This is a genomic window from Actinomadura nitritigenes (genome assembly GCF_017573545.1).
Lineage (GTDB): Bacteria > Actinomycetota > Actinomycetes > Streptosporangiales > Streptosporangiaceae > Spirillospora > Spirillospora nitritigenes.
In genome coordinates this window covers 337276-363716 of sequence record NZ_JAGEOK010000005.1, presented here as the reverse complement: position 1 = coordinate 363716, position 26441 = coordinate 337276, and the positions used below count along the sequence as shown (strand labels likewise).

Annotated in this window: 25 protein-coding genes; 17 read left to right on the top strand and 8 right to left on the bottom strand. The window is 71.9% G+C overall.

Annotation, left to right across the window (positions count from 1 at the left end):
• Nucleotides 1–52 precede the first annotated feature (52 nt).
• Entirely contained in the window at nt 53–1327 is a 1275-nt protein-coding gene (locus J4557_RS09840; RefSeq protein WP_208266141.1) for a glycosyltransferase, read from the top strand.
• Between the two features lie 30 nt (nt 1328–1357).
• Here J4557_RS09840 and J4557_RS09835 read toward each other — a convergent pair whose 3' ends face one another.
• Nucleotides 1358–2437 carry a Gfo/Idh/MocA family protein gene (locus tag J4557_RS09835; protein ID WP_208266140.1) on the bottom strand — a complete coding sequence of 360 codons (1080 nt, stop codon included), beginning with the start codon at nt 2435–2437 and terminating at the stop codon, nt 1358–1360.
• Nucleotides 2438–2550: 113 nt separating this feature from the next.
• On the opposite strand from J4557_RS09835, the gene J4557_RS09830 reads away from it, so the two are divergent.
• On the top strand, nt 2551–3129 hold the full coding sequence (locus tag J4557_RS09830) for a TetR/AcrR family transcriptional regulator (RefSeq protein WP_208266139.1): 579 nt from the start codon (nt 2551–2553) through the stop codon (nt 3127–3129).
• Between the two features lie 30 nt (nt 3130–3159).
• Here the strand turns inward: J4557_RS09830 and J4557_RS09825 are convergent, their stop codons facing one another.
• Entirely contained in the window at nt 3160–4752 is a 1593-nt protein-coding gene (locus tag J4557_RS09825; RefSeq protein ID WP_208266138.1) for an MFS transporter, read from the bottom strand.
• A gap of 111 nt (nt 4753–4863) precedes the next feature.
• On the opposite strand from J4557_RS09825, the gene J4557_RS09820 reads away from it, so the two are divergent.
• Both J4557_RS09820 and J4557_RS09815 read left to right on the top strand, forming a co-directional pair.
• The gene (locus J4557_RS09820) at nt 4864–5457 is read left to right on the top strand and encodes a helix-turn-helix domain-containing protein (RefSeq protein ID WP_208266136.1); all 594 of its coding nucleotides are present in this window, start codon (nt 4864–4866) and stop codon (nt 5455–5457) included.
• Between the two features lie 125 nt (nt 5458–5582).
• A complete protein-coding gene (locus tag J4557_RS09815) occupies nt 5583–6473 on the top strand; it encodes a class I SAM-dependent methyltransferase (protein ID WP_208266135.1) in 891 nt (296 codons plus the stop codon).
• A gap of 70 nt (nt 6474–6543) precedes the next feature.
• On the opposite strand, the gene J4557_RS09810 is transcribed toward J4557_RS09815, so the two are convergent.
• Nucleotides 6544–6993, bottom strand: coding sequence for a MarR family winged helix-turn-helix transcriptional regulator (locus J4557_RS09810; RefSeq protein ID WP_208266133.1), 450 nt, complete (start codon nt 6991–6993; stop codon nt 6544–6546).
• A 137-nt stretch (nt 6994–7130) separates the two neighbouring features.
• Between J4557_RS09810 and J4557_RS09805 the strand changes: the two genes are divergently transcribed.
• Complete coding sequence (locus J4557_RS09805; RefSeq protein ID WP_208266131.1) at nt 7131–8510, top strand: MFS transporter; 1380 nt, start codon at nt 7131–7133, stop codon at nt 8508–8510.
• A gap of 11 nt (nt 8511–8521) precedes the next feature.
• The gene (locus J4557_RS09800; protein WP_208266129.1) at nt 8522–9169 is read left to right on the top strand and encodes a nitroreductase family protein; all 648 of its coding nucleotides are present in this window, start codon (nt 8522–8524) and stop codon (nt 9167–9169) included.
• Nucleotides 9170–9326: 157 nt separating this feature from the next.
• Here J4557_RS09800 and J4557_RS09795 read toward each other — a convergent pair whose 3' ends face one another.
• Nucleotides 9327–9977 carry a CGNR zinc finger domain-containing protein gene (locus J4557_RS09795; RefSeq protein WP_208266127.1) on the bottom strand — a complete coding sequence of 217 codons (651 nt, stop codon included), beginning with the start codon at nt 9975–9977 and terminating at the stop codon, nt 9327–9329.
• A 94-nt stretch (nt 9978–10071) separates the two neighbouring features.
• On the opposite strand from J4557_RS09795, the gene J4557_RS09790 reads away from it, so the two are divergent.
• The 3 genes from J4557_RS09790 to J4557_RS09780 all read left to right on the top strand — a co-directional run bounded on the left by J4557_RS09790 (nt 10072) and on the right by J4557_RS09780 (nt 11489).
• Entirely contained in the window at nt 10072–10983 is a 912-nt protein-coding gene (locus J4557_RS09790) for an arginase family protein (protein ID WP_243775491.1), read from the top strand.
• Nucleotides 10980–11174, top strand: coding sequence for a hypothetical protein (locus tag J4557_RS09785; protein WP_208266126.1), 195 nt, complete (start codon nt 10980–10982; stop codon nt 11172–11174). Before J4557_RS09790 ends, J4557_RS09785 begins: the two co-directional genes overlap by 4 nt.
• A gap of 87 nt (nt 11175–11261) precedes the next feature.
• Complete coding sequence (locus tag J4557_RS09780) at nt 11262–11489, top strand: hypothetical protein (RefSeq protein WP_208266124.1); 228 nt, start codon at nt 11262–11264, stop codon at nt 11487–11489.
• On the opposite strand, the gene J4557_RS52160 is transcribed toward J4557_RS09780, so the two are convergent.
• Complete coding sequence (locus tag J4557_RS52160; protein ID WP_372442456.1) at nt 11482–11793, bottom strand: LysR substrate-binding domain-containing protein; 312 nt, start codon at nt 11791–11793, stop codon at nt 11482–11484. The genes J4557_RS09780 and J4557_RS52160 overlap by 8 nt on opposite strands.
• A gap of 62 nt (nt 11794–11855) precedes the next feature.
• Here J4557_RS52160 and J4557_RS09770 point away from each other — a divergent pair, with 62 nt between their 5' ends.
• The 3 genes from J4557_RS09770 to J4557_RS09760 all read left to right on the top strand — a co-directional run bounded on the left by J4557_RS09770 (nt 11856) and on the right by J4557_RS09760 (nt 16016).
• Nucleotides 11856–12644, top strand: coding sequence for an alpha/beta fold hydrolase (locus tag J4557_RS09770; protein WP_208266121.1), 789 nt, complete (start codon nt 11856–11858; stop codon nt 12642–12644).
• A gap of 203 nt (nt 12645–12847) precedes the next feature.
• Nucleotides 12848–14440, top strand: coding sequence for a DUF1254 domain-containing protein (locus J4557_RS09765; RefSeq protein WP_208266120.1), 1593 nt, complete (start codon nt 12848–12850; stop codon nt 14438–14440).
• A 151-nt stretch (nt 14441–14591) separates the two neighbouring features.
• Entirely contained in the window at nt 14592–16016 is a 1425-nt protein-coding gene (locus J4557_RS09760; protein WP_208266119.1) for a DUF1254 domain-containing protein, read from the top strand.
• A gap of 153 nt (nt 16017–16169) precedes the next feature.
• Here the strand turns inward: J4557_RS09760 and J4557_RS09755 are convergent, their stop codons facing one another.
• Nucleotides 16170–17123, bottom strand: a complete 954-nt coding sequence (locus tag J4557_RS09755; protein WP_208266118.1) for a ferritin family protein — start codon at nt 17121–17123, stop codon at nt 16170–16172.
• Nucleotides 17124–17395: 272 nt separating this feature from the next.
• On the opposite strand from J4557_RS09755, the gene J4557_RS09750 reads away from it, so the two are divergent.
• The 5 genes from J4557_RS09750 (at nt 17396) to J4557_RS09730 (ending at nt 24283) form a co-directional block, all read left to right on the top strand.
• Nucleotides 17396–18910 carry a glycosyltransferase family 39 protein gene (locus tag J4557_RS09750; RefSeq protein ID WP_208266117.1) on the top strand — a complete coding sequence of 505 codons (1515 nt, stop codon included), beginning with the start codon at nt 17396–17398 and terminating at the stop codon, nt 18908–18910.
• A 130-nt stretch (nt 18911–19040) separates the two neighbouring features.
• A complete protein-coding gene (locus tag J4557_RS09745) occupies nt 19041–19508 on the top strand; it encodes an RNA polymerase sigma factor (protein WP_307799588.1) in 468 nt (155 codons plus the stop codon).
• On the top strand, nt 19505–20641 hold the full coding sequence (locus J4557_RS09740) for a PD40 domain-containing protein (protein WP_208266115.1): 1137 nt from the start codon (nt 19505–19507) through the stop codon (nt 20639–20641). Before J4557_RS09745 ends, J4557_RS09740 begins: the two co-directional genes overlap by 4 nt.
• A 174-nt stretch (nt 20642–20815) precedes the next feature.
• On the top strand, nt 20816–22951 hold the full coding sequence (locus J4557_RS09735) for a SpoIIE family protein phosphatase (RefSeq protein ID WP_208266114.1): 2136 nt from the start codon (nt 20816–20818) through the stop codon (nt 22949–22951).
• Nucleotides 22952–23110: 159 nt separating this feature from the next.
• Nucleotides 23111–24283, top strand: coding sequence for an ATP-binding protein (locus J4557_RS09730; RefSeq protein ID WP_208266113.1), 1173 nt, complete (start codon nt 23111–23113; stop codon nt 24281–24283).
• A gap of 111 nt (nt 24284–24394) precedes the next feature.
• Here the strand turns inward: J4557_RS09730 and J4557_RS09725 are convergent, their stop codons facing one another.
• Nucleotides 24395–25642 (bottom strand): PucR family transcriptional regulator, encoded by a 1248-nt coding sequence (locus tag J4557_RS09725; RefSeq protein WP_208266112.1) that lies wholly within the window; start codon nt 25640–25642, stop codon nt 24395–24397.
• Nucleotides 25639–26265: a TetR/AcrR family transcriptional regulator gene (locus J4557_RS09720; protein WP_208266111.1), complete on the bottom strand. Its 627-nt coding sequence runs from the start codon at nt 26263–26265 to the stop codon at nt 25639–25641. The genes J4557_RS09725 and J4557_RS09720 overlap by 4 nt, the downstream gene beginning before the upstream one ends.
• Between the last annotated feature and the right edge of the window lie 176 nt (nt 26266–26441).

The window sequence follows — 26441 nt, the reverse complement described above, 5'->3', positions numbered from 1 at the left end:
GGCAGAATCGCTGCCCGCGCACCGAGATCCGGGGCGCGGACGGGGGAGTGGCATGCGGGTTCTGCTGTCGACGATCGGCTCGCGCGGCGAGGCCCAGCCGATGATCGCGCTGGCGGTGCGCCTGCGCGGGCTCGGGCACGACGCGACGGTGTGCGCTCCGCCGGACTTCCGGGCCTGGGCGGAGTCGCTCGGGGTGGCCTACGCGCCGGTGGGGCCGGAGGTGAGGGGGACGGCCAAGGCCGCCGCCGGGACGGTGCCGACACCGGACGAGCGGCGGCGGATGATCGAGGGGACGGTCGCGGAGCAGTTCCGGGCCGTCCGGGCGGCGGCGGACGGGTGCGACGCCGTGGTCGGCGGGGGAGCGCTGGCGATCGCGGCCCGTTCGGTCGCCGAGGCGCGGGGCGTCCCGTACGTGTACGCGGCGTTCGCGCCGGTCACGCTGCCGTCCCCGCATCACGCGCCGCCGGTCTTCGGCATGCTCGGGCAGAGCCGCGCCGACGGGCCGGTCGACGCCGAGAAGCTCTGGGCCGAGGACGAGCAGCGCTGGAACGCCCTGTGGCGGGTCCCGCTGAACGTCCAGCGCGGGCGGCTCGGCCTCGAGCCCGTCGCGGACGTGCGCTCGCACCTGTTCACCGACCGTCCGTGGCTCGCGGCCGACGCCGTCCTCGCACCGTGGCCCGGCCCGCCCGGCCCGCCCGGCCCGCCCGGCCCGCCCGGCCCGCCCGGCCCGCCCGGCCCGCCCGGCCCGCCCGGCCCGGACGTCCTGCAGACCGGCGCCTGGTTGCTCGACGACACCCGCCCGCTGGACCCCGAACTGGAGGCATTCCTCGCCGGCGGCGAGCCGCCGGTCTACTTCGGGCTCGGCAGCATGCGCGCCCCGGACGGCATCGCCGCGACGGTGCTCGACGCGGCCCGCGCCCTCGGCCGCCGCGTCGTGATCTCGCGGGGCTGGGCGGACCCGGCCCCCTTCGCCGACGCGCCCGACTGCCTCTCGATCGGCGAGGTCAACCAGCAGGCGCTCTTCCCCCGGGTGGCGGCGGTCGTCCATCACGGAGGCGCCGGCACGACCACCGTCGCCGCCATGGCCGGGACGCCGCAGATGCTCCTGCCGCAGATGTTCGACCAGCGCTACCACGCGGAGCGTGTCCGTCACCTCGGGCTGGGCACCTCGGTTCCGCCCGCCGGCAGCGTGCACGAGGCCCTCGGCCGAGCGCTGGACGCCGCGCCGGCCGCGCGTGCCGTCGCGCCGACGATCAGCACCGGCGGCACGCTGACCGCGGCCGACCGCCTGCTCGCCCTCGCCGGTACGGCCGAGCCTGCTTCGTGAAAGGTCACCCGGTGGTGCCCTCACCGCGAGTCATGGGATGACCTGGGCGGTTCCATCGGCCGCGGATCGTTCGATGGCGGCGAGGAGCCGGTGATGGCGCAGGGCGGTCTCGAAACTGGGATGCGGTTGCCGGCCTTCGGCGATGGCCTCGGCGACCTCCTGGTAGAGGGCCGCGATGTTGGCCGGCGGGCCGGACCGGACGCCGGCGGGGACGGTGCGATAGGTGTCGGGCACGGCGAGGATGTCGTCTCCGATCCTGATGTCCCAGTCGCCCCAGTGGATGAACGTCTCGCGCTGGGCCGGGGTGGCGGTCAGTGTTCCGTCGCTGCCGACGAGCTTGAGCAGGAACGCGTCCTGGATGGGGCCGTTGCCGCCGTGCACGGTGACGGAGGCGGTGGCGCCGCTCGCCAGCATCCCGTGCAGCAGCACGTGGCTGGGGGTGGCGTTGGGCACGGTCCGCTCCGTCCCGGCGACCAGCACGTGGTCGTGCGTGCGGGGCAGCCGTGCCGAGACCTCGGTCAGCGGGCCCGCGACCCGTTCGAGTGCGGCCAGGAAATGGCCGGCCATGATGCTCAGGATGGTGGTCCCCCCTGAGGGGTCGAGGCCGAACACCAGGTTCGGCCAGATGCGACTGCCGCCCCAGGGCGCGCCCTCGGCGATCAGCGCGACCGATTCGAGCGTGCCGATCCGGCCTTCGGCCAGGAGGTCGGCGGCGAAGCGGGCGCTCGGCGAGTGGTGCCCCTGGAGGACGACCGCGTGGACGACGCCCGCGGCGGTGGCGGCCTCGGCCAGCTCGCGTGCCTCCTCCGCGTCGACGCCCAACGGCCACTCGGACACGACGTGCTTTCCGGCCTTGAGCGCGGCCCTGATCACGTCGGCATGTCCGGAGGCCTTCACCGAGACGACGACCAGGTCGACATCGGGGTGCGCCGCGAGCTCGCCCGCGTCGGCGAAGGCGAGCCGCACGCCGTGGGCGGAGGCCGCCCTGTCCGCGCTGGCCTGGCTGGTGGTCGCGACGGCGGTCACCTCGAACGCCTCGAGCGCGGCGAGTGCGGGGAGGTGCGAGCCGTCCGCCCAGCCGGTGGCCCCGACGACTCCGACTCTGATCATGCGTCACTCCTTAGTTATGTACCTTGCGGTATGAAACTAGGGTGACGCGACGCCCTCCCGCAAGAGATAATGTACCGATAGGTAAAAAACTGTGAGACGGGACGGAGGACGGCATGCCCGGCGGACGCCCACGCTCGTTCGACACGGACGCCGCGCTCGACCGCGCGCTGGAGGTGTTCTGGCGGCACGGCTACGAGGGCACCTCGCTGACCGACCTGACCACCGCGATGGGCATCAACAAGCCCAGCCTCTATGCCGCCTTCGGCAACAAGGAGGAGCTGTTCGCCAAGGTCCTGGCCCGCTACCTCGACGGCCCCGGCGCCTACACCGCCGACGCGCTGGCCGCGCCCACCGGCCGGGAGGTCATCGAGCGGCTGATCCACGGAGCCGTGGACCTGACCGCGGGCCGGACCACGCCGCACGGCTGCCTGTGCGTCAACAGCGTGCACGCCTGCGGACCCGACGCTCACGCCGTCCGCCGGGACGCCATCGCGGTACGCAAAGCCGGTGAGGCGGCGCTGCGCAGGCGACTGGAGCAGGCCGCCGACCTGCCCTCCCGCTACGAACCGACCACCCTGGCCGCACTCGTCCACACGATCTCCGACGGCATCGCCGTCCAGGCGGCGGCCGGCCGCAGCCACGACGAACTGCGGCAGATCGGCGACGTGGCGCTGCGCGCTCTGCTGGACTGAAAGCCCAGACCACCGCCGCCGACCTCGCGGTCAGCGTGCGGCGCCGGACTCGGCGGGTTCTGCCTCGTCCGCGACAGCGGAAGGCGTGCTCCTGGGACCGCGGAGGGAGATGGAGACCAGCAGGACGCCCATGATGGCGGAGCCCGCCCACATGGCCTGCTGCCAGCCGTCGACGAACGACTGCTGGGCCGCGTGGAGCAGGTCCTGTGCGTGCGGGCCGGTGCTGCTCGCCACCTCGACGGCGTTGGCGACGCCTTGCCGGGCGGTGTCCGCGGCGCCTTCGGGGATGCCGTGCAGCCTGCCGTCGATGGCGTTGCGGTAGCCGGCGGACACGAGGGCGCCGAGCAGGGCGACGCCGAGTGCGGTGCCGAATTCGCGGGTGACGTCGTTGAGGGCGGAGGCGACGCCCTGCTTCTCGCGCGGCAGGGAGGCGGTGATGGCCTCTGTGGACGGGGTCATCGACAGGCCCATGCCGAGGCCCATGGCGAGCATGCCGGGCAGGATGGACGGGTAGCCGCCGCCGACGGAGACGAGCAGGGCCATGAGCGCCATGCCGACGCCGGCCAGCGCGACTCCCGCGGCCATGGTCGAGCGGGCCCCGATACGTGCGGCGAGCTTGGGGGCCAGGCCGGAGGTCGTCATCATCATGATGGCCATCGGCATCATCGCGACCGTGGACAGCAGGCCCGACCAGCCGAGTACGGCCTGGAAGAACGGGAAGAGGACCACGCCGATGCCTGCTTGGACGCCGAAGACCACCAGCAGCGTGATCGAGCCGCCGGCCAGGCCCCGCTCCCGGAACAGCCGCACGTCCAGCAGCGAGGCGTCGCGGCGGTGCAGCTCCCAGGCCACGAAGCCGATGGCGGCGACGAGGCCGGCGGCGAGGCCGGTCAGCGTCGCGGGGGCCGTCCAGCCGCGCTCGGGGCCTTCCTGCAGGACGAAGATGAGACCGACCACGGCGACCGCCGAGACCGATGCGCCGACCGTGTCGAATCGGTGGGCGGAAGTGTCGCGGGAGTTCGGAACCGATGCCAGCGTCATGGCCACGGCCGCGAGGACCAGGACCACCGGCAGGGCGAACAGCCAGCGCCAGTCGGCGACGTCGACCAGGAGCGCGGCCAGGAACATGCCCAGGATGCCGCCGCCTCCGGCGACACCCGTCCACACGCCGATCGCCTTGCCGCGCTGCCCTTCGGGGAAGGTGGAGGTGATGACGGCGAGCGTGACCGGCATGATCATTGCGGCACCGACACCGCCGGCCACGCGCGCGGCGATCATCACCTCCGCCGTCGGGGCCAGGCCCGCGGCAACGGTGGCGGTGCCGAAGACGCCGAGGCCGGCGAGGAGCATGGGTCTGCGGCCCAGGCGGTCGCCCAAGGCGCCGAGCGGCAGCAGCAGCGCGGCCAGGGCGAGGGTGTAGATGTTGATGATCCACAGGATCGTGCTCTGGGAAGCGCCGAACTCCACGGCCATGCGGGTCTGCGCGACGTTCAGGCCGGTCACCGAGGCGATGACCGCCATCAGGGCGATGGACACGGCGATCAGGATCGTGCGCAGCCGACGCGCGTCGGGAACACCTCCGCCGCCGGCCTGCGCGGCCTTTGCGGGCTGGTTCGTGCTCATGGATTCCTCTCGAAACGGACGTGCGGGGTACTGGCGCACCCGCTCCCGGCCACGCCGGGCTCTGCGCACGACGCTAAGCCGGGCTTGCATTCAAGGCATACGATGTTGCTTATGACGCAAGGAGATCGGGATCTGGACAGCCTCGTACGCAAACGCATCCGCGCCCTGCGGGTGGCGCAGGGCTGGTCCCTGGAGGAGCTGGCCGGCCGCGCCCACCTCAGCCAGTCATCACTGAGCCGCATCGAGAACGGGCAGCGCCGCCTCGCATTGGACCAGCTCGTCACGCTCGCCCGCGCCCTGGACACCACGCTGGATCAGCTGGTGGAGACCGCCACCGACGACGTGGTCACCAGCCCGACGATCGACACCGTCCACAACCAGATGCGCTGGACCATCAAGGCCAGCCCCGGGATGAGCGTGGTGCGCCAGCGCCTGACCGAACCGCCTCCCGAGAACCCGGCGCGCATGCGCGCCCACCCGGGGCACGAATGGCTCGTCGTCCTGTCCGGCACGGCGATCCTCATGCTCGGCCACAGCCGCATCCGCCTCGAGGCCAACCAGGCGGCCGAGTTCCCCACGATGATGCCGCACGCCATTGGAGCCGACTCAGGCCCTTGCGAGATCCTGGGCATGTTCGACCGCGACGCACGCCGCGGCCACCAGCGCGACGGCGCCGGCGGCGACGCTCAGGGCGCTCCCGAATGACGGTGCACGCGCAACGGTCGGCGCAGCGGTGACCTCTTGCGCCTCGGGCAGCACCTCCGGCCACCGCCTTGCGCAAACGGCAAGGTTCTGTGCCATGGACGCATAGCCGTCTTAGTGTGAAGAGAATGAACCGACCGCACACGCCCACCACCCATCAAGGCGCTCCGCATGGCCACCACGCCCACGGTCACCGCCACGACCACGGAACCGTCGACCAGGCCGAGATCCTCGACCTGGACGCCGAGATCCTCGCCGAACACACCGCCTCCATCACCGCATGGCTGCCGCTGCCTACCAGCCCCGACCACGTCGTGGACCTGGGCTGCGGCACCGGCGCGGGCACCTTCGCCCTCCTCGACCGCTTCCCCGACGCGCACGTCACCGCCATCGACGCGTCCGCCGAACACCTTGAGCGCCTGCGCACCAAGGCGCGCGCCCGCGGCGTCCAGGATCGCGTGCGCACCGCGCAGGCCGACCTCGATGAGGACGTCTGGCCCGACCTCGGCTCACCGGACCTGGTTTGGGCGTCGGCCTCGATGCACCACATGGCAGACCCCGGCCGCGCACTGCGCAACGTCCACGACGCGCTCGCGCCCGGTGGCCTGTTCGCCGTCGTCGAACTGGCCGGTCACCCCCGCTTCCTGGCCGCAAACGCTCCCGAGGACCGGCCCGGCCTGGAAGAACGCGTCCACGCCGCTGCCGACCGTCTCCAAGTCCAACACATGCCCCACCGCGGCGCCGACTGGGGCCCGATGCTGACCGCCGCCGGCTTCACCGTCGAGGGCGAACGCACCATCGCCGTGAACATCGAAGGCTCGCACAGCGAGGCGATCGGCCTCTACGCCCTCGGCGTCCTGCAACGCATCCGCAGCGTCACCGCCGGCACGCTCTCACCCGAGGACCTCACCGCACTCGACCAGCTCCTCGACACCAGCAGCCCGCACAGCATCCTGCGCCGCGACGACCTGACGGCACGCACCGAGCGCACCGCCTGGGCAGCCCGCCGCACTGGGTAGGCCCGTCGCAGGGTGCGCGGTGCGGCCGTCCGGTTGGGGACGGCCGCCGCGAGTTCGGGCGCTGCTGAAGTCAGAGCTGCATGAGCTTGCTGACCAGGGCGGTGAGCTGGGCGCGTTCGCTGGTGGTGAGAGGGGCGAAGGTCTCCTCCAGGTAGGAGGAGACGGTGCTCTCCGCCCTGGCGAGGCGTTCGCGGCCCTCGTCGGTGATGGTGACGGCGTAAGAGCGGCGGTCGTCGGGGTTGCGCTCGCGGCGGACGAACCCGGACTGCTCCAGGTCGTCGCACACGTTCACCATGACGCTGCGGTCGATCCGCAGTTCCTCGCTGAGCACCTGCTGGGAGCAGGGGCCGACGGTGTCGAGCATCTTCAGCACCAGGTGCTGGCCGACGCCGAGGCCGTGCCGGGCGGCGTGGGCGTCGGCGGCGCGGGCGAGGTACGCCGAGGCGCGGCACATCGCGATGTCCGGGCGTTCGGTCGCCAGCGTCGGGAAGTACGACGGCCGGGCGGTCTTGGAAGGCATGGGGCTCCTGCACTGTCGACGCTCCCGAGGCTACCAGAACCATCTAGCCAGCAATTGTTTGACAGCAGATTATTTGTCGTCATACGGTTCCGTCCTGTTGCAGATCGTCTGCTCAAAGATGGAGTGATGTGCCGGTGATGCGTTCCGACCGCCGGGCGACGGCGGCCCTGATCCTGCTGTGCGCGGCGGTGTTCCTGGACTCGATGGACCTGTCGCTGATGGGCGTGGCGCTGCCCGCCATCGGCGCCGACCTCGCGCTCCCCGAGAGCACGCTGCAATGGCTGATGTCCGGTTACGCGGTCGCCTACGGCGGGTTCCTGCTGCTCGGAGGGAGGCTGGCCGACCTGCTCGGACGGCGCCGGATGTTCCTGGCATCGCTGGCGGTGTTCGCGGCGGCGAGCCTCGCGGGCGGCCTGGCCTCCGACGGCCGGCTCCTGGTCGCCACCCGCGTGGCCAAGGGCGTCGCGGCCGCGCTGACCGCCCCGGCGGCACTGTCGCTCATCACCACGACCTTCGCCGAGGGACCGCGCCGCAACCGGGCACTCGGTGTGTACGCGCTGGCCGGAGCGACCGGCTACAGCGCCGGACTCATCGCCTCCGGACTGCTCGCAGACGTGAGCTGGCGGCTGGTGTTCTTCCTGCCGGTGCCCGTCGCGCTGCTCGTGCTCGCCGTCGCCCCCAGGGTGATCCCGGCCGGACGCACCGACGCCCCGCGCACGGGATTCGACACGGCGGGCGCCGGCGCCGTCACCGGCGGCGTCCTGCTGCTGGTCTACGCACTCACCGAGACGAGCTGGCCCGCCGGTGGGGCGGCGCTGGTGCTGCTGGGGACGTTCGTGGCGATCGAGCGGCGCCGGCGGGACCCGCTGGTGCCGCTGGAGGTGCTGCGTTCGAGGCGGCTCGCCTCTGCCAACGTGGCGGCGCTGGCCTGGGCGTGCGCGACGATCGGCTGGCAGTTCGCGGCCGTCCTGTACCTGCAGGGCGTGCTGGGATACTCGGCGCTGGACACCGGGCTGGGGATCGTCCCGATGGGACTGGCCATCGTCGTCACCGCCAACCTGGCCGGGCGGCTGATCGGACGCTGGGGCCTGCGGCGCACCGCCGCGCTCGGGCTGCTCGTCCAGGGCGCCGGGATCCTGCTGTTCCTGCGCGCGGGCGGGTCCAGCGGCTACGCGGCCGTGCTGCTGCCCGCGCTCATCGTGCACGGCGTGGGCAACGGCCTGTCGTTCCCCAGCCTCAACATCGCCGCGGTCGCCAGCCTGCCCGACGACCGCCAGGGCCTGGCCTCCGGCCTGGTCACCTCCGCCGTCCAGATCGGGGCGGGCATCGGCGTGGCGGTGCTCGCGGCCGTGATGGCCGTCCCGGCCTCCCCGCTGGACGGTTACCGCGCGGCGTTCCTGACCGCCGGATCCTTCTCGCTGCTCGGCGCGCTCATCGCCTACCTGGGTCTGCGGGCCCGCGCCGAACCCGCGGCCGGCGAGCCGGCGACCACCGCACCGACCTCCGCACGAGCATGAGGAGTACCGCGATGACCCTCGACCTGACCCCCGACGAACTGCTGTCCACCACCCGCGCCGTCCGCAAGCGGCTCGACCTCGACCGGCCGGTCCCGCGCCGGCTCATCGAGGAGTGCGTCGACCTGGCCACCCAGGCGCCCACCGGGCGGAACCGGCAGCGCTGGCACTTCATCGTGGTCACCGAGCCGCGTCTGCGCCGCAAGGTGGGCGACATCTTCCGCCGCGCGCTCGCCGCCGCGGAGGGTCACCCACTGAACGAACACGACATCCGCCGCATGAACCATGCGCCGCGCTCCACCCAGGGCGTGTTCGACGGGCTGCGGCACCTGACCGACAACATCCACCGCGTCCCGGCGTTCGTCATCCCCGCCATCGAAGGACGCACCGATCACGCCTCGGCGGCCGTCCAATCCGGCACGTGGGGATCCATCCTGCCCGCCACCTGGAGCTTCATGCTCGCCGCCCGCGCCCGCGGCCTCGGCACCACGTGGACCACCGCCCAAGGACCCCTCGAACGCGAACTCGCCGCCACACTGGGCGTCCCCTACAACGAGGTCATGCTCGCCGCGTTCATCCCGCTCGCGTACACGATCGGCACTGACTTCAAACCGGCGCCCCGCATTTCGCGCGACGAGGTCCTGCACTGGGAGGGGTGGTAAACACCCGAGCATCTGACCCACCGACCCCCGGACGCCCGAGCCGACCGCTCGGGCGTCGTGGAGTAAGTCCACCTCCGACGCGCCGCCGATGCTCACGTGCAGTCCGCCCCGGTCCGCGTCAGCGTTTCGGTTGCGGGGGAGTTCGGCGAGGATGTGCTTACCGGTCGCCGAGCTGTCTCGCGGTTTGCTTCTTCCGTTGATAATGGGTTCGGCCTTTTGCGGCGTTCCCGCAGGTGGCCATGTCGCACCAGCGGCGGCGGCCGCCGCGGGAACTGTCGATGAACACCCAGCCGCACCGCTGCCCAGGGCAGATGCGCGTCCGTTCCAGCGGCAGGGCCCGCAACAGGTCGACCGCTTGCAGGGCCAGTTCGTGGTTGAGGTATTCGAGTCCGGAGGTTTCGACGCCGACCTGGACCCGCGGCGTGTCCCCATGGACGGTGAGACGGGCACCGGCGGCTGCGCGCTTCCAGTGACCCTCCACCTGGCTGACCGCCTCCGCGGGGGCTGGAGCGTCGTGGAGGATCAGCGCCGTGATCAGGTCGTGCAGCGCCTCCCGCAGTTCGCGAGTGAGATCCAGGACCTGCGCGGCGGTGCCGGGATCGGTCTGGGCCAGGTGCTGCAGGGCGGTGAGGTCGGCGGCGGCGAACCGGCCGGTGAGGGCGGCCCATTGAAGGAGCCGCGGGTAGCCGTCGATCCAGTCGACCGGCTCGGCGTTACGGGCCGTGACCGTGTTCACCAGGTCGAGGACGACGTGCCCTCCGATCAGGTCCCGCTGTTCGAACGTGTGCGTCCGGACGACTGCGACCACCTGTGACCGCCTCTCCTCGGCTTGCCTCCGCCTGTCCAACCAGTGTAAGGATGTTATCCGGTTGAAATGACGTCGAAGGAGAATGGGGAGGGCCTTGGCCGCTGCCGTAGAGCTGATCGCGGCTCCGTGGAATCTGGGGCTGCGACCGCCCGCACCCGGATGCGAACCCGGCACCTGGCGGGCCCCGGGCGCGCTGCTGGCGGCAGGGCTGGGCGCGCGGTTGCGGCCGGCCCGTGTGGTGGAACTCGCTCGTCCGCCGTATGAGCTCGAGGCCCAGCCGGCGACCCGCATCCGCAACGGGGTGACGCTGCGCGAGCACACGCTTCGGTTGGGCGACGCGGTCCAGGCCGCGCTCGCCGCGTCCCGGTTCCCGGTCGTGCTGGGCGGCGACTGCAGCATCCTGCTGGGAAGCCTGCTGGGCGCACGCCGCACCGGGCGCTGCGGCCTGGTCCATCTCGACGGGCACAGCGACTTCCGGCACCCCGGTAACCACGACGCCGGTACAGCCCTCGGCGCCGCGGCCGGCATGGACTTGGCTTTGGCCACCGGCCGCGGCGAACTGTTGCTCACCCACTGGCCGCAGGTGGGCCGGCCACTGGTCGCCGACCAGGACGTGATCCAGATCGGGGACCGGGAGGACCGGGCGGTGCCCCCGGTCACCCGGTTCACCGCCCGGCAGATCCAGCGCATCGGCATCGCCGAACTGGGCGAGCGGGTCATCACCTTCCTGGAGCGGCGCGGGCTGGACCGGGTCTGGCTTCACCTCGACCTGGACGTGCTCGACGAACACGTCCTGCCCGCCGTCGACTCCCCGGGCCGTCCCGGCCTGGACTTCGCCCAGCTCGCCGAACTCCTCTCGACCCTGGTGCGCACCGGCCGCGCGGTCGGGCTCGACGTCGCCATCCACGACCCGGAACGCGACCCGGACGGCACCTACGCCGCCCCCATCGTCGACTGCCTCGCCTCCGCCGTGACCCCGCTGACGACCGTGGAGACACTCACATGAAGACCCTGCTCGCCGACGGCCCCAGCGACCTGTACACGGCCGAGATGCAGCAATTCGGGCGTCTGGCCGGACACTGGCGGACCCGGATCACCCACTATCCCGCCGACGGCTCGCCGGCCCGCCGGGTCGACGGGGAATGGGAGTTCGGCTACGCCCTGGAAGGCCGGGCGGTCCTGGACGTCTGGCAGTAGCCCCCACGCCAGGACCTTCCCGCCACGGGACGCGCACCCGACCAGGAGTGCGGCCTGTGCGTACGCATCTGGGACCCCCGCCTGCAATTGTGGCGCTTCACTTTCCACGGCACCGCCCACGGCGACCTGCTGCACATGTACGCCCGCCAGATCGACGACGAGATCGTCATGGAACGCGCCGCGGGCAACGCCCTGGTCCGCTGGACCTTCGCCGACATCACCTCCGACACCTTCCACTGGCGCAACGAACGCTCCACCGACGGCGGACACACCTGGCGACTCGACCAAGAGGTCCGCGCCCACCGCCTCAGGTGAGCACACCCCAATGCGGTACCTGGACCGCCCAAAGGCCACCTGGACGAACAACGTCGAGGCGCCCTGCGCTGATCTCGTCCGCTCCGCGTCCGGACAGCACGTCCATGACGGAGACGTCGGCGTCCGGATGGCGGTGTCGCAGAGCCGTCAGCGCCGATGGCAGTAGGTGCAGGGCAGCCGCCTGGAACGTCCCGACCCGCAGACGGAGCGAGAGGTGGCCGAGCAGTGCGGCCAGTTCCGCCTCGGCCCTGGCCACCTGATGGGTGAACGCTGAACCCTTTCCTTTAACTTCTCTTGGGGGCATGGGACAGGCAGTGGTGGCACACCCGTCGGCCGAGCCCCGGAAGGACTGGAGCGAGGAAGTCGATGACGTACGCCATGACACCGGACGGAACCCGCATCGCCTACCAGCAGGAAGGCCAGGGGGCGCCGCTGGTCCTGCTGGCGGGCCAGGCCAACGACCACCACTGGTGGGATGAGGTCCGCGCCGACTTCCATCCCGCTCGCAGCACCCTCACGCTCGACTACCGCGGCACCGGCGACAGCGACAAGCCCGACACCTTCTACAGCACCGAACTGTTCGCCGAGGACGTCATCGCGGTGCTCGACGAACTCGGCATCGACCGGGCCGACGTCTACGGCACGTCCATGGGCGGGCGAGTGGCCCAGCAGATCGCGGCCCGCCACCCCCACCGGGTAGGCGCCCTGGTTCTCGGCTGCACCTCACCCGGCGGCCCGCACAGCGTCGAACGCGGCAACGACGTCCGTGGCGCCCTGGCGCAACCTCAGCCTGGAGCCGCACGGCAGGCCCTGCTGGAGCTGATGTACACCCCCCGCTGGCTCGCCTCCCATCCCGGCCCGTACCGCACCCTCGGCGACCCTCGCATGCCCGCCCATGCCCGGCGCCGCCACCTCGTGGCCAGCAACCAGCACGACGCCTGGGACCTCCTGCCGGACATCAGCGCCCCCACCCTGGTCGTCCACGGAACCGACGACCTGCTCAACCCCACCGCCAACGCACCCCTGCTCGCCGACCGCATCCCCGGCGCCCGACTTCACCTGATCGCCCATGGCCGGCATGCCTACTTCGAGGAGTGCCGCTCCCACGCCAGCCCCCTCGTCCTGGACTTCCTCACCACCGCGCGCAAGCCGTAGGCGCCTGTTCAGCCGGTGCGTCTGTGCCGGCGGCTCGGCAATTCTTCATCGGTGAAAGCACTGGCTCGAGTTTCGGTTTCGGCGTCCCCGCGGTGTGCCGAGTAACAAGAGATTAATAACTCAGTGCACTGCGTTTAGTGCCGGCTCGCGACAGGTACGGCTCATGCTCGAGGGGAGACCTCTCCCGAGAACGGAGCGATGTCTTGCAGCAAGCCGACCGGATCTCGCCTCAGGTCATGGCGTCGCTCTCGACGCCCGAGCGGGTGGAGACGCATCTGGGCGCTCTGGAATTCCCGCTGGGCATGCCCACCGAGGAGACCGTCGACCGCGTCTACGACCACCTGGACCATGTGCACGCCGTCCGAGCGTTCCTCGACGCATACTCCGGGGTCAATATATGGGCGGCGCGCAGGGGTTTCCTCGATGCCGGGATCAGGGACCACGACGTCCTGCTCTTCTCGGAGTTCATGGATCCCGAGACGCTCGTGCTCACAGGGAACGCGGACACCGTCTACTTCATAACGTTTCTCGACCTGACTGACGGTCCGCTGGTCGTGGAAGTGCCGCCCCTCTCCCTTTGTTTCGTCAATGACATGTGGTTCCGCTGGGTCGCTGATCCCGGTATGGCCGGGCCGGATCGCGGGGCCGGCGGCAAGTACCTCTTCGTGCCGCCCGGTTACGAGGGTCCCCTTCCGGAAGGCGGCTTCTTCGCACAGCCGACCCGCACCACGCGGCTCCTCCTGGGCGGGCGAGCGTTCCTGGAGGGCGACGACCCGAGGCCGGCGGTCGAGCGCATCAAGGAGGGGCTGCGCATCCACCGCTACGCCCCCGGCTTCTTCGGAACCAGCATCGGTGAGATCGTCACGGGCGGCACGGCCCCGCCGTCGCCCTGGACCGCCCAGACGTGGACCGCCGCGCTCCGCAGGCCCGACCCGCCGCGCTTCGTCGAGGGCACCGGGTTCGCCGTGAACACGGTCCCGCCCGCCGACGCGACGTACTTCGACTTCGCGAGCGAGCTCGTGCACGATCAGCCGGCCGAGGCGCTCGATCCCGAGATCGCCGGTGCCCTGGCCGCGATCGGCATCGCCAAGGGCCGCCCCTTCCAGCCGGATCCGCGGATGCGGGAGATCCTCGCCGAAGCGGCCGCGGTGGGGAACGCGACGGCCCGTACCCTCGCCTGCCGCCCGCGCCCGGAGGAGGGGGCCCACTTCTACGGCGCGTCCTCCCAGTGGATCAACGGCCTGCTCGCGTCCGGCTACGACTTCATGACCCCGCCCCCGGACATCACCGACCGCGGCGTCGAGCTCCGTACGAGCGACGGGGCCCGCATGCTCAACCTGCGGACCTGGTGGTGGTACCTGGGGGTGGGCATCAGCCCGGCGTTCACCGCACCGCTGCCCGGCATCGGCTCGCAGTACCTGTTCGCGTTCGCGGACCGGCAGGACCAGGCCCTCGACGGGGGCAGGCACTACCGTCTGGTGCTTCCGCCGGGCATTCCCGCCGCCCGTTTCTGGTCGTGCACCGTCTACGACAACCAGACCCGCTCGATGCTCTCCACGCCGCAACGCTTCCCCCGGGCCGGCAGCCAGGACTATCCGACCCCGGCGGCGGTCGCCGGCGCGGACGGCACGACCACGGTGCACTTCGGTCCCGACCGCCCCGACGGCGTGCCGGAGGGCAACTGGATCCAGACCGTGCCGGGCAAGGGATGGTTCGTGGTCCTGCGGCTCTACAGCCCTCTGCCCCCGTTCTTCGACAGGACCTGGCGGCCGGGCGAGGTCGAGGCGGTGGGCTGACCCGGCGCGGCGGGGACCCGAAGGCGCCACGGTGCGGACGGTCGTCGTTGGAAGAACAGGCCGCGCGGGGTGAAGGCGAGCCGGTCGCCGGCCGGCTCGTCACTGGAATGCAGTTCTGAAGGACCCCTTTGGGAGGAACACGGTGCCTCATGTGAGCGACGCGCCCAGCCCGGGCGTATCAGCCGAGACCCTCGCGTCGATCGGCGTCCCGGACCGGCTGGAGACGGTCTTCGGCGCGATGGGCTTCTTCGACGGCCTGCCCCTGCCCGACACGGTCACCCGGAGCTATGACGCGCTCGACCTGCTGCGCGGGATCGACGTGTACCTCAACTGCCTGCCCGGCGCCGCGATGGCGGCGATGCGGCGCGGGCTGCGGAGCCTCGGCGCCGACTCCCACACGATCGGCTACACGGCCCCGCGGTGCAGCTCGGCGCCCCTGATACTCACGGCCAACACCGAGACCACGTACGGCCTGGCCTTCCTGGCGCTCGATCAGGACGGCCCGACGGTGATCGAGGCGCCGGAGGGCTCGCTGAGCGTCGTCGGCGACTTCTGGCAGCGCTACGTCGCCGACATGGGGATCGCCGGACCCGACGAGGGCAAAGGGGGCAGGTACCTCTTCCTGCCGCCCGGCTACGACGGCGACGTCCCGGACGGCTACTTCGTCTCGCGGTCGCCGACCTCCGCCTGCCTGGCGACGTTCCGCGTGCTGGGGGGTGTCGAGAGCCTGCTCAAGACGCGGATGTACCCGCTCTCGGCCGCGGCCGACCCGCCCGAGCAGCGCTTCGTCAACTTCGCCGACTCCGCCTTCACCACGGTCCCCGCCAACGACCTGTCGTTCTTCCGGGACGTCGACGAGATCGTCCAGGAGGAACCGCCCGAGGCACTCGACCCCGAGCGCGCGGGGCAGCTCGCCTCGATCGGCATCGTGCCCGGCGAGCCCTTCCGGCCGGACGACCGCATGCGCTCGATCCTCGGCAAGGCCGCGCGGATCGGTTCGGGGCTCGTGCGGACGCTGACCTTCAAACCGCGCGACCCGAGTTTCTACTACTACCGGGGCAGCTCGTGGAAGAACATGTTCCCCTCGGGAAGCCACGAGTTCCTCTCGCCGCAGGGTGCGCGCCTGCTGGACGCTCGCGCCATCTACCATCATGCGGCGATCGTGGTCACGCCGGCGATGTCGACGGCGGCGGTCGGGGCCGGATCGCAGTACGCCTACACGGCGGAGGACTCCACCGGCGCCTGGCTCGACGGCGGGAAGAGCTACACGCTCACCCTTCCCAAGGACATCCCGGCGAAGAACTTCTGGGCCGTCGACGTCTACGACTCCCAGACGCGGTCGCTGCTGCGCACCGGCGACCCCTACCCGAGCGTGAACGGCCTCTCGGACGCCGTGCGGACCGAGGACGGCGGCGACACGGTCGTCCATTTCGGCCCGACCGCGCCGGCCGGCAGGGAGGCGAACTGGATCCGGACGGTCCCCGGCAAGGGATGGTTCGTCGTCCTGCGGCTCTACGGCCCGCTCGAAAGCTGGTTCGACCAGAGCTGGCGGCCCGGCGAGATCGAACCCGCGTGACGCGGACGGCCATGGGGAGGCGATCGGCCGGAACCCGCGGTACAGGGGCGGAGTGACACCGGGCCACGGCCGCACGCACGCATCCATCGGATGCGTGCGTGCGGCCGCCGTGTCAGGGGTGGGCGCGCGGCGCGTGAACCCTCGCCGTCCGCGTCAAAGGCGGCTGTGGTCCAGGTGGTGGAGTGCCCGGCGGAAGGCGCGGGCGTGCGCGGCCTCGTCGCCGGCGATCTCGGTGAACAGCCGTGCGGCCTTGAGGTCGCCCTCGGCTCGTGCGGCGCGGGCGAAGCCGGGGTACATGGTGGTGGCCTCGTAGGTCTCCCCGGCGATGCTTCGGCGGAGGTTGTCCGCCGTGTCGTGGACGGCTCCGGCCAGGTTCGCCTGTTCGGCGAAGTGCTCGGTCAGTTCCACCGCGGCCGTCCGCCGGAAGAGGACGGCCAGCCTGGGGCGGTGCTTCTGGGCGTGTTCGGCGTAGAGGGTGTACCTGGCGTGGGCGAACGCCTCTCCGCGCATGGCGGTGTCCAGGTTGCGCAGCGTCCGTGCCGAGTGCACCTTCGGCTTCCCGGCGACGACCGTGACGGGATGCGCGGGGTAGCCCGTCGGGATGCGGCCGTGGTGATGGGTGATGGCGTGGAGCGCCATCTGGAACGCCTTGGCGTGGCGTTTCTCGTCCTGGGCGATCTCCATGAACAGCCGGGCGGCGTTGTCGTCCTTGTCCTGGCGGGCCTCGGCGGCGAAGCGCGGGTACAGGTGCGTCGCCTCCTCGATCTCTCCCTTGATGCTCTGGCGGAGATTGTCGGCGTCGTCGTGGACGAAGTGGATGAGGCGGGCCTCCTGGGTGAAGTGGTCGTGGAGTTCGGTCTCGGCGGTCTTGGCGAACAGGGCCTGCGCCTCGCGCAGGTGCTGGCGCCCTGCCTGGGCCGCGTAGAAGTGGTAGCTGGCGTTGGCCATGGCCTCGCCCTGCATGGCGGTGAGGGTGTTGCGCATGGTGACGGGATGGGCCTCGGCCGCCGATGCCGTGCCCGCCGGACTGAGGGCGCCGATCGCGAGGGCGGTCGTGCAGGCGATCCCGGCGCCGGCCCGGCACAGGGCGGATTTAGCTACGGTCACGTTGTTTACCTCGATGCTCGAAGACATGTGGCACGCGAGCGGACACGAGGCATGGCCCGGCCATGCACTCCATGTGTATATTCGCTCACATTCTGTAATAATCGCCGGGCATCGGTCGCGACCACCCGAACAGGGTCCAGGCTTGGTCAACATGCCTTTTGGCGATCCGGGACCGCCTCGGGACGGGAGGTCCCAAGGCTCCGAAGGTCGCGGGCTTCGCGAAATGGGCGCCGGAGGGATGCAACAGGGCGGGGGTCCCTGCGTCTCTTGGCGTGAACTCAAAACTGGATCTTCTGCCCGACGAACGCCCGGCCCCGGCCGAGCAGCCCGGCCCGCCCACCGAAGACGCAGGTCGGCGCGGGGAGGCGGGGTGGGAGCGGTGGAGGGCCTGGCTCCTGCCCTCGGTTCCGGCTCTGCCGGCGCTGGCGATGGGCCTGTGGGGAGCCGGACGGCTGCCGCTGTGGCGTGACGAGGCGATCACGTCCGAGATCGCCCGCCGCTCGGTCCCCGACATCCTGTGGTGCGCCCGGCACATCGACGCCGTCCACGCCGTCTACTACCTGTTCATGCACTGCGTCGTGCAGGTCTTCGGGGCCGGCGAGTTCGCGCTGCGGCTCCCGTCGATCGCGGCGTTCGCGGCCATGGCGGCGGGCGTCACCGCCCTCGGCCGCAGGATCATGTCCGGATCGGTCGGGCTGATCGCCGGCCTGCTCTGCGCCGGGGCTCCGTTCGCCAACCACTATGCGCACGAGGCCCGGTCCTACTCCCTGGTCGCGGCGCTCACCGTGTGGCTGACTGTGCTGTTCGTGGACCTGGCGGAACGGGGCTCGCGGCGCCGGTACGCCGCCTACGGCGCGGGCATCGCCCTGCTGGGGCTGGTCCATCTGTTCGCACTGCTCATCCTGCCCGCCCACCTGGCGACCCTGCTGCTGACGCGCCGCACCAGGACGATGCTGCGCCGGTGGTCCGCCGCCGCGGCCGGAGCGGTCGTCGCGGTGAGTCCGCTGATCGCGCTGGCGGTGACCCAGCGCAACGCCCTGGACTGGCTGACGCGTCCGGGATGGCGCGACGCGCTCTACCTGGCCGAGGCGTTCACCGGCCCTCCCAGCGTGGCGTACCTGCTCGGCGCGGCGATGGCGGTGGGCCTGCTCACGGCACGGCGCCGCGGCCCGATCGGCCTGCAGGCCCTGGCCCTGCCGTGGCTGCTGCTGCCCGCGACGGTGCTGCTCCTGGTCTCCCAGTTCCATCCCTTCTACACGGGCCGCTACGTGATCGGCAGCCTGCCCGCCATGGCGCTGCCGGCCGCCGCCGGACTCGCCCGGCTGCCGCACCGGACGTGGATCGCGCCGCTCGTCGCGATGGCCGTCCTGGTGGCCCCGTTGCAGGTCGCGCAGCGCCGTCCGGAGAACTGGTGGGACGACCTCCGCGGGGCCGCGGCGATCGTCGAACGGGAGGCCCGGCCGGGTGACGGGATCCTCTTTCTCACGGCGGACCGGCGCTCGATCGCCGAGGCGTACCCGGAGGCGTTCCGCGGGTTGCGCGACGTCGCGCTGCGGCGGACCCCCGCCCAGGCGGGCAATTTCGGCGGCACCGAGTTCGACCCGGCCGAGATCGTCCGCCGGCTGACCGGCGCCGCGACGACCCGGGTCTGGCTGCTGGAGGGGCCCTGGCGCGCGCCGTCCCTGGTCCCGCGGGACCGCGCGAAGGTCGACGCCCTCCAGCGGGACTTCCGGCAGGCCGGTGTCTGGCGCGTCCGCGGCGTCACGCTGTCGCTGTTCCAGCGGTAGACGGCCCGCCGAAAAAAGATCGGCCGCCCGTGCAACATCGCCGCCCCGGATGCGTCTCTTCCCCGTGAGCCTCCTCAACTTCCGTCAGGAAGGCCCCCCAGAACTGGTGGTGCACTCTCCCGAGAGAGCGGTGACGCAGTTGTACGAAGCGCACGCCCTGGACCTGGTCAGGCTGGCCATGGTGATGGTCGGCGACAGGCAGACGGCCGAGGACGTCGTCCAGGACTCCTTCCTCGGCCTGTACCGGCGGTGGGGCCGGCTGAAGGACACCGGCAAGGCCCTGACCTACCTGAGGTCGTCGGTGCTCAACAACTGCCGGTCCGTGCTGCGCCGCAGGAGTCGCCGCCTTCTCGGCGCCCAGGACCCGCCCGTCGCGTCGGCGGAGAGCCGGGTCCTGGACATGGAGCAGGGCAAGGAGATCCTCGACGCGCTGCGCCGCCTGCCGCACCGGCAGCGGGAGACGCTGGTGCTCCGGTTCGTCCTCGACCTGTCCGAGGAGGAGACCGCGCAGATCATGCGGGTGAGCCGGGGCGCCGTCCGGTCCAACACGTCCCGCGGGCGCACCGCCCTTGAGCGCATGCTGGGAGAGACCTCATGAACATCGAACGGCTGCTGAAGGACGCCGCCGCCGCCGAGACGCGCGAGGTGACGCGCGAGTCGCTGCCGCACCTGACGCTGCCCGCCGCCCGCAGCCGCCGGCCGGCGGGACGGTGGACCGTGCCCGTCGCCGCCGTCCTCACCGTGATCGCGGTCGTGGCCGTGACCGTCGCCCTGCGCGGGGCGCTGCGCGGCCCGGAAGCGCTCGGCGCGCACGAGGGCCCTCCGTACTTCCTGGCGACCCACCGCAAGGGCGGCGCCGGGGTCTTCGACTCCTGGACCGGACGCATGATCGCCGACATCCGGCCCCGCGCCGGGCACTACTCCGCGCTCGCCGTCTCGGCCGACCGGCGCACCGCCTTCCTCGCCGACGAGACCGGCCCCTGCCGCACGCGCATCGACAAGGCGACCCTCCGAAGCGACGGGACCGTGGCGAGCAGGACGACCCTGCCCGGCGGGTTCGACACCCGGGTGGACGAGATGGCCGCCACGGCGGACGGCGGCCGCCTCGCGCTCGTCTTCAACAACCTCACCGGTTGCAGCGGCGACGACGTCGCGGTCGTCGACTCCTCGTCCGGTGGCAGCCGGGGATGGCGCCTGCCGCAGCCGAGCGCCGACTCACCGGGGTTCGTGCGGTCCCCGGCGTGGGCGGCGGACGGACGCACCCTCTTCTTCGCGGCCGACAACCCGGAGAGCTTCAGGGTTGAGGACCCCGGGATCGTTCTGCGTGAACTCGACACCCGCGCGGCCGGCACCGACCTCACCCAGGCCCGCACCGTCCTGGGGACCACCATCGACCTGGCTTCCTTCAGGCTCTCCCCGGACGGGCGTACCGTCACGGCCGTCAAGGAGGACACCGGCGACGACGGGACGCTCAGGTCCGTGGCGGTCGTGGAGCTGGCCCTGCCCGTCAGGGCGGGGTCGCGCAAGGCGCCCGTCCGCGAAGTCGCCCGCATGACGGCCGAGCAGATCGCGCCCGCGGCACCGGTGGATTTCCGGACCGCCCTCGACGCGACCGGCAGGCACCTTCTCGTCAGCTCGCGCCACGACCGGGCCGTCTTCCGCATGGACGACGGCGGCTTCCGCCGCCTCCCCGATATGCACCGCACTGACCTGGGCCTGATCGCCTGGTGAGTCCCGCATGGCTCCACCCGCCCCGGAGTACGTCCAGGTAGGGCGGGTATGCCTGCCGCCACCGAGGAGGCCGCCATGCGAACGTTCAGTACCCGCCGTCCGCCGGTACGTGGACGGAGGTAAGGACCCATGGGATCGCGACGCTCTCCTGCGAGCGCCGCTCCCGACACCGGCATGGAGCGACTCGAGACGGCCTTGGTCGAGTTGATGCTGGAGGTCGACGCTTCGATCGGGGCGCTGTTCCTGCTGCCCGCGGGGGAGCGGGTCCTGAGGCTGGCGGTGCTCTGCGGAGCACCCCAGCAGATCGCCGCACCCTGGGAACGGATTCCCATGGACGACCCGAACCCGGTCCCCGACGCCGTCCGCCAGAGGAGCCTCGTGTGGCTGAACGGGTCCGAGGAGGTCGCACGCCGCTATCCCCGGCTGGGGATCGCGCTGCCCTATGACTACGTTCTCGCGGCGGTACCGATCGCCGACGACGCGGAAGCGGCGGGGGGACTGGTGCTGTTCTGGCCGGTCTCGCGACCGCGGGCGCTGAGTCCCGACGAGCACGAGGCGATCACGGTCTTCCGCCGGCGTGCGAGCCTGCTGCTGCGGGGGAACCCCGGCGGGGGGCGGATCCGGTTCCCGGACAGACCGCGCGTCCTCCCGCCCCCTCGGCTCGTCCTGCCCGGCCCATCGGCGGACGAGGAGGCGCAGGCGGCGGTCATGTTCGCCGAACGCCTGCCGTTGGGCTGCTGCGCACTCGACCTGGACGGTCGGGTCGTCTTCGCCAATTCCGCTGCGACAGACCTGGTGGGCGCCGACTTCGCCGATCTGAAGGGCTCCCGTCCGTGGGAGGTGGTGCCGTGGCTCAGCGATCCCACGCTCTTCGAGGGCCACTACCGGGCCGCCGTGGTCAGCCGCCAGCCGTCGTCCTTCACCGCCGTGCGCCCGCCGGGCACCCGGCTGGCATTCCACCTTCACCCGGACGCATCCGGGATCAGCGTCCAGATCGAGCCGGCCCGCACCGATGCCTCCGCCGACCTGGAACCGGTGACGGCGCCCCACCGGCCGCCCGTCCCTGCGGAGCCGACCGGGGTGTCGGCGATCTACCAGCTGACGCATCTGGCCGCCGCCCTCACCGAGGCGGTGGGGCTCGACGAGGTCGTCGGCCTCGTCGCCGACCAGATCGTGCCCGCCTTCGGGCCCAGCGGCATGGCGCTGATGGCGGCGCAGGACGGCAGACTCCGCGTCGTCGGTCACCGGGGAGAGATCACCGAACTGGTGGAACGCCTCGACGGGACCGCGCTGACCTCCGCCGTGCCGGCCGCGCAGACGCTGGTGTCCGGCAGACCCGCCTTCTTCGCCGGTTTCGCCGACCTCACACGCGCCTACCCCCAGGCGATCCCCGTGGAAGGCATGGACGCGCGCGCCTTCCTGCCCCTGATCGCGTCCGACCGCGTCATCGGCTCCCTCATCCTCACCTACGACCACCCGCACCACTATTCGCGGGCAGAGCGCGCCATGTTGATGTCGCTGGCCGGGCTCATCGCCCAAGCGCTGGACCGCGCCCGCCTCTACGACACCAAGCACCAGCTGGCCCGCGCCCTGCAAGAGGCGCTGCTGCCCCGCACCCTGCCCCACATCGACGGCCTCGAGCTGGCCGCCCGGTACCAGCCCGCGGGCCGCGGCATGGACATCGGCGGAGACTTCTACGACTTCGTCCGCATCGACCGGACGACCGCCGTCGCCACGATCGGCGACGTCCAGGGACACCACCCCACCGCGGCCGCCCTCATGGGCCAGGTCCGCACCGGTGTCCACGCCCACGCCACCATCGGCGCACCGCCCGGCGACATCCTCGCCCGCACCAACCGTCTGCTCGTCGACCTGGATCGCGGGCTGTTCACCAGCTGCCTGGTCGCCCGGCTCGATCTGGAACGCGGGCGCGCGCAGTTCGCGACCGCGGGCCACCCGCCACCCCTGATCCGACATCCCGACGGGAGGACCGGAACGCTTCCTCTGGCACCCGGGCTCCTGCTCGGCATCGACCCCGACGCCGACTACCCCACCACAGAGATCCCCCTGACGGCCGGAACCGTTCTGGCCCTCTATACCGACGGGATGGTCGAGGTCCCGGGCACTGACATCGACGAAACCACGGCCGAACTGGCTCGCCAACTCGCCCGTGCAACGGGCCGGACCATGGACGAGGTCGCCGACACCCTCCAGAACAACGCCCCCACGGCCGCGCAGCGGCACGACGACACCGCGCTCCTCCTCATCCAGCGCATCCGGAACTCGCATCGACCGGCGGACAGCCGGTGACCTGCCCGCCCGCACGGTCGACACCATCGCGACCGCCGATGCACCTGGAGCGGCCGGGTCATCTTTGGGGCGGGCGGGGCACCGCGTGAAGCCGCTTTTGCGTGCTCGGGGTAAACGGTCCTTGTGACCGGCCTTGACTTCTCAGCCACGTTCGATGCGTTGCCCGTCGCGTGCGCGGTGCTGTCCTCGGACCTGGTGTACGTCTCGGTGAACCGGGCTTACGAGCGCCTCATGGAGCGACGGCGCGGGGACCTCCTGGGCCATCGGATCTTCGAGGTGTTCCCCGGTGGGCCGTCCGGACGCGGCGTCCAGGAGCTGCGCGCCTCGCTGGAGCGCGCGCTGGCCGAAGGCGATGTCGACGTGATGCCCCTGGTCCGCTATGACCTTGAAGTGCCCGGCCGGCCGGGGACGTTCGAGGAGCGGTACTGGACCGCGGTGAACGCGCCGCTGCCCGGCCCGGACGGCCGGGCCGCCTACGTGATCAACCGGGTGGAGGAGGTCACCTCCTACGTCCAGCAACTGCGGTCGGTGGGGGCGGGCGGCGGCCGGTCCGCGGCCGATCAGGTCGAGGCCGCCGAGGCCGAGTTGTTCCTGCGCGCGCAGGAACTGGAGGAGACCAACCGGCGGCTGCGGCGGGCGCGGGCCCGCGAGCGGCGGGCCACCGACGCGGCTCGCGCGGCACTGAACCACCAGCGGCAGGCGGTGGCGGACACCTCCCACGACCTGCGCCGCCCGCTGACGGGCCTCCAGACCCGGCTGCAGGAGGCGCTGGCCGACCCGCAGGTCGACTCGCAGAAGGTCTTGCACGCGGCTCTGCACGACGCCGAACGCCTCGGTGACATCGTCGGCGACCTGCTGGAACTGGCGCGCCTGGAGGGCGGTGCGCCCTTCCCGACCGAGCCCGTCGATCTGTCGGCACTGGTGGCCGCCGAGGTCGAGCGCGCCGGCCCGGCCTGCCGCACCGCCGTCGACGTCGCCCCCGGCATCACGGTGGAGGGCTCGCCGGTCCGGCTCGCCCGGGTGCTGGCCAACCTGCTGGGCAACGCCGACCGGCACGCCGACAGCCTGATCGAGGTCAAGGCCGGCGTGCGGGAGGGGGAGGCTGTCGTCGAGGTCATCGACGACGGTCCCGGTATTCCGGCGCAGGAGCGGGAAGCGGTGTTCCAGCGCTTCTACCGCCGTGCCGACGCCCGGCGCAGCGACCCCGAGGGCACCGGTCTCGGCCTGCCGATCGCCCGCCAGATCGCCCGCGCCCACCACGGCGACCTGCACATCGCCGACCACCCTCACGGGACCCGCATGCTTCTCCGCTTGCCCAGCACGTCGCCGTAGTCACGGGGCGCCGCCCCCATCGGCGCTTGGCTCGACGGCTTGGCCGTGGAGACGGCCACGGTCCTGCTCGATGCCGCGGGTGTCTCCTGATCGGCACCGGAGCGCAGGACTTCAGTCGGTTCTCTGCAGGCTCGTCGCGGGGTGGGGGAGCAGCCGGTGGGCGCGAATGGCGAGTTCCATCTCGAATCGCCATGCCGGGTCGTGGAGTTGGTCTCCGAACAGTTCGTCGAGGCGGCGCATGCGGTACCGGACGGTCTGGGGATGCAGGTGGAGCCGGACGGCGGCCTGCGCCTGGGAGCCCGTGCTCAGCCAGGCCAGCAGGGTCTCGAGAAGCCGCCGGCGCGGTTCGGTCTCGAGCCGTTCCAACGCGGCCATGCGGCGTTCCACCAGCCGGCGTGCCAGGTGTTCGTCGTTGAGCAGCAGCAGGGTGGAGAGGTGATCGTCGCAGCGGACGTGGTCGGCGTCCCGGAAGGCCCCCTGGCGGAGAAGCGACAGGGCGTGTTCGGCGATGCGCAACGACTGCGCCGCCTCGGCCACGCCGACCCGGGTGCCGACGGCGAAACGCATCCCTTGGAGCGCGCGGCGCAGCCGGTCGATCCGGCCGGGGCGGTCCGGTTCGGGGAGGATCAGGCGGGGTTCGGGGTGGCGCAGGTCGCTGAGCACGTCGGGGTCGAGGGCCGGGGACAGGCGCTCGCCGGTCTCCCACCTCCGGTCGAGGACGACGCAGGCGATCGATCGCGGGACGGTCCACCGTGCCGCGTTCGCCGCCCGTGACAGGGCGTCCGGGGCGACGCTCCCGGGCTCGGCCAGGATGACCTGCAGCAGGCGTTGCCGGTTCCTGCGCAGCGCCTCGGTGCCGTCTTCGGACAGTTCCCTGTAGGAGGCGAGCGCGTGGCCGGAGAGCTCTTCGGCGGAGGCGAGGACCGCCTCGGTCGCACGGAGGAGCTGGTCGGCGGTCGCGCCGGATCGCCGGAGGGCCTCGGCCAGCCTGCGCCACGCGAACCGTGCGCCGGCCTGGTAGGCGCTTTGCAGGAGGACGGGGTCGACGCCGTGGAGGTAGGCGCTTCGCCCCAGGGCACGGTGCATCCTCGCCCGGTCTTCGGGGGATCTCGTCGGGTCCGCGATGTTCCTGACGAAGGCGCGCAGTCTCGGGTCGACGGCGGACGGGGCGTCGTGCTCGGAGCAGTGCGGCGAAGCCCGGGCGACCTCCGGCATCGACCGCCAGACGTCCTCCAGGACCCTCTCCGGCAGATCCGGCAGCTGGGACTGGAAGTACAGCGCGAGCGACTGGTCTCCGAGGCCGTCGCCCGCCTCGGAGGAAGGCGGGGGTACCGGCGCCGCGTGGAAGGATCCGCTCATCCGCCGTGCTCCTTGCCGGCTGCGATGGACGGCCCTATCGCCCCGATGACGGCCGACACCGTCCGCACCAGCCGGTCGGCGAACCCTTCGATGTCGAGGGGGTCGTCGCCTTCCACGACCCAGGTGTTGATCAGGGTCGCCCAGCCGCCGGTGAGGAAGGCCGAGAGATCCTCGATCTCCTGCGGCGCGAGGTCCTGGCCCCACAGAAGCCGGACGGCATGCCGGTTGTGCGGCAGGAAGAACCGGGTCAGCGCCTGGTTGACCCCGAAGGCGCACGAACTCGTCAGGATCGCCCGGTAGAACGGCCGGTGGTCCGCGAAGTGGGCGACCACGGCCACCGCTGCGGCGCGCAGGTCGGGGCTGTCCGGCAGATCGGACAGTCCCGGCAGCAGTTCCCGGCGCAGCAGGTCGAGTGCGGCCTCCAGCAGCAGCACGTCGCGGTTGCCGAACTGCTGGTACACCACCTGCCGGCTCACGTCCGCGACTTCGGCGATCTCCGAGAGCGGGACGGCCGCCGTCCCGCGGTCGGACACCAGGTCGATCGCGGCGCGGATGAGGGAGGACCTCGACCGGCGGACCCGGCGGTCCAGGGCGGGGGCGATCGACGCCGGCTCGGCTGCCACGCCCACGATAATGGACAAGTGTCAATAAAAAGGCAAGTGTCCACTCAAGATGCCAGGTCAGCCCGGTCGACTGTCATGGACGCGACAACCCGGGCGCCTCCCGCGCTCGGATTCACGCGTGGTCGCCCGTCCGCGGCGCCGCCTATGGTCGGCGGACCCGTCGATCAGGAGTGTGA

Coding starts and splice junctions, on each gene's coding strand:
- J4557_RS09820 (WP_208266136.1), top strand. CDS start 4,864: ATGACGCAAGGAGATCGGGATCTGGACAGCCTCGTACGCAAACGCATC.
- J4557_RS09805 (WP_208266131.1), top strand. CDS start 7,131: ATGCGTTCCGACCGCCGGGCGACGGCGGCCCTGATCCTGCTGTGCGCG.
- J4557_RS09815 (WP_208266135.1), top strand. CDS start 5,583: ATGAACCGACCGCACACGCCCACCACCCATCAAGGCGCTCCGCATGGC.
- J4557_RS09840 (WP_208266141.1), top strand. CDS start 53: ATGCGGGTTCTGCTGTCGACGATCGGCTCGCGCGGCGAGGCCCAGCCG.
- J4557_RS09770 (WP_208266121.1), top strand. CDS start 11,856: ATGACGTACGCCATGACACCGGACGGAACCCGCATCGCCTACCAGCAG.
- J4557_RS09835 (WP_208266140.1), bottom strand. CDS start 2,437: ATGATCAGAGTCGGAGTCGTCGGGGCCACCGGCTGGGCGGACGGCTCG.
- J4557_RS09830 (WP_208266139.1), top strand. CDS start 2,551: ATGCCCGGCGGACGCCCACGCTCGTTCGACACGGACGCCGCGCTCGAC.
- J4557_RS09800 (WP_208266129.1), top strand. CDS start 8,522: ATGACCCTCGACCTGACCCCCGACGAACTGCTGTCCACCACCCGCGCC.
- J4557_RS09725 (WP_208266112.1), bottom strand. CDS start 25,642: ATGAGCGGATCCTTCCACGCGGCGCCGGTACCCCCGCCTTCCTCCGAG.
- J4557_RS09810 (WP_208266133.1), bottom strand. CDS start 6,993: ATGCCTTCCAAGACCGCCCGGCCGTCGTACTTCCCGACGCTGGCGACC.
- J4557_RS09740 (WP_208266115.1), top strand. CDS start 19,505: ATGAACATCGAACGGCTGCTGAAGGACGCCGCCGCCGCCGAGACGCGC.
- J4557_RS09825 (WP_208266138.1), bottom strand. CDS start 4,752: ATGAGCACGAACCAGCCCGCAAAGGCCGCGCAGGCCGGCGGCGGAGGT.
- J4557_RS52160 (WP_372442456.1), bottom strand. CDS start 11,793: ATGCCCCCAAGAGAAGTTAAAGGAAAGGGTTCAGCGTTCACCCATCAG.
- J4557_RS09785 (WP_208266126.1), top strand. CDS start 10,980: ATGAAGACCCTGCTCGCCGACGGCCCCAGCGACCTGTACACGGCCGAG.
- J4557_RS09735 (WP_208266114.1), top strand. CDS start 20,816: ATGGAGCGACTCGAGACGGCCTTGGTCGAGTTGATGCTGGAGGTCGAC.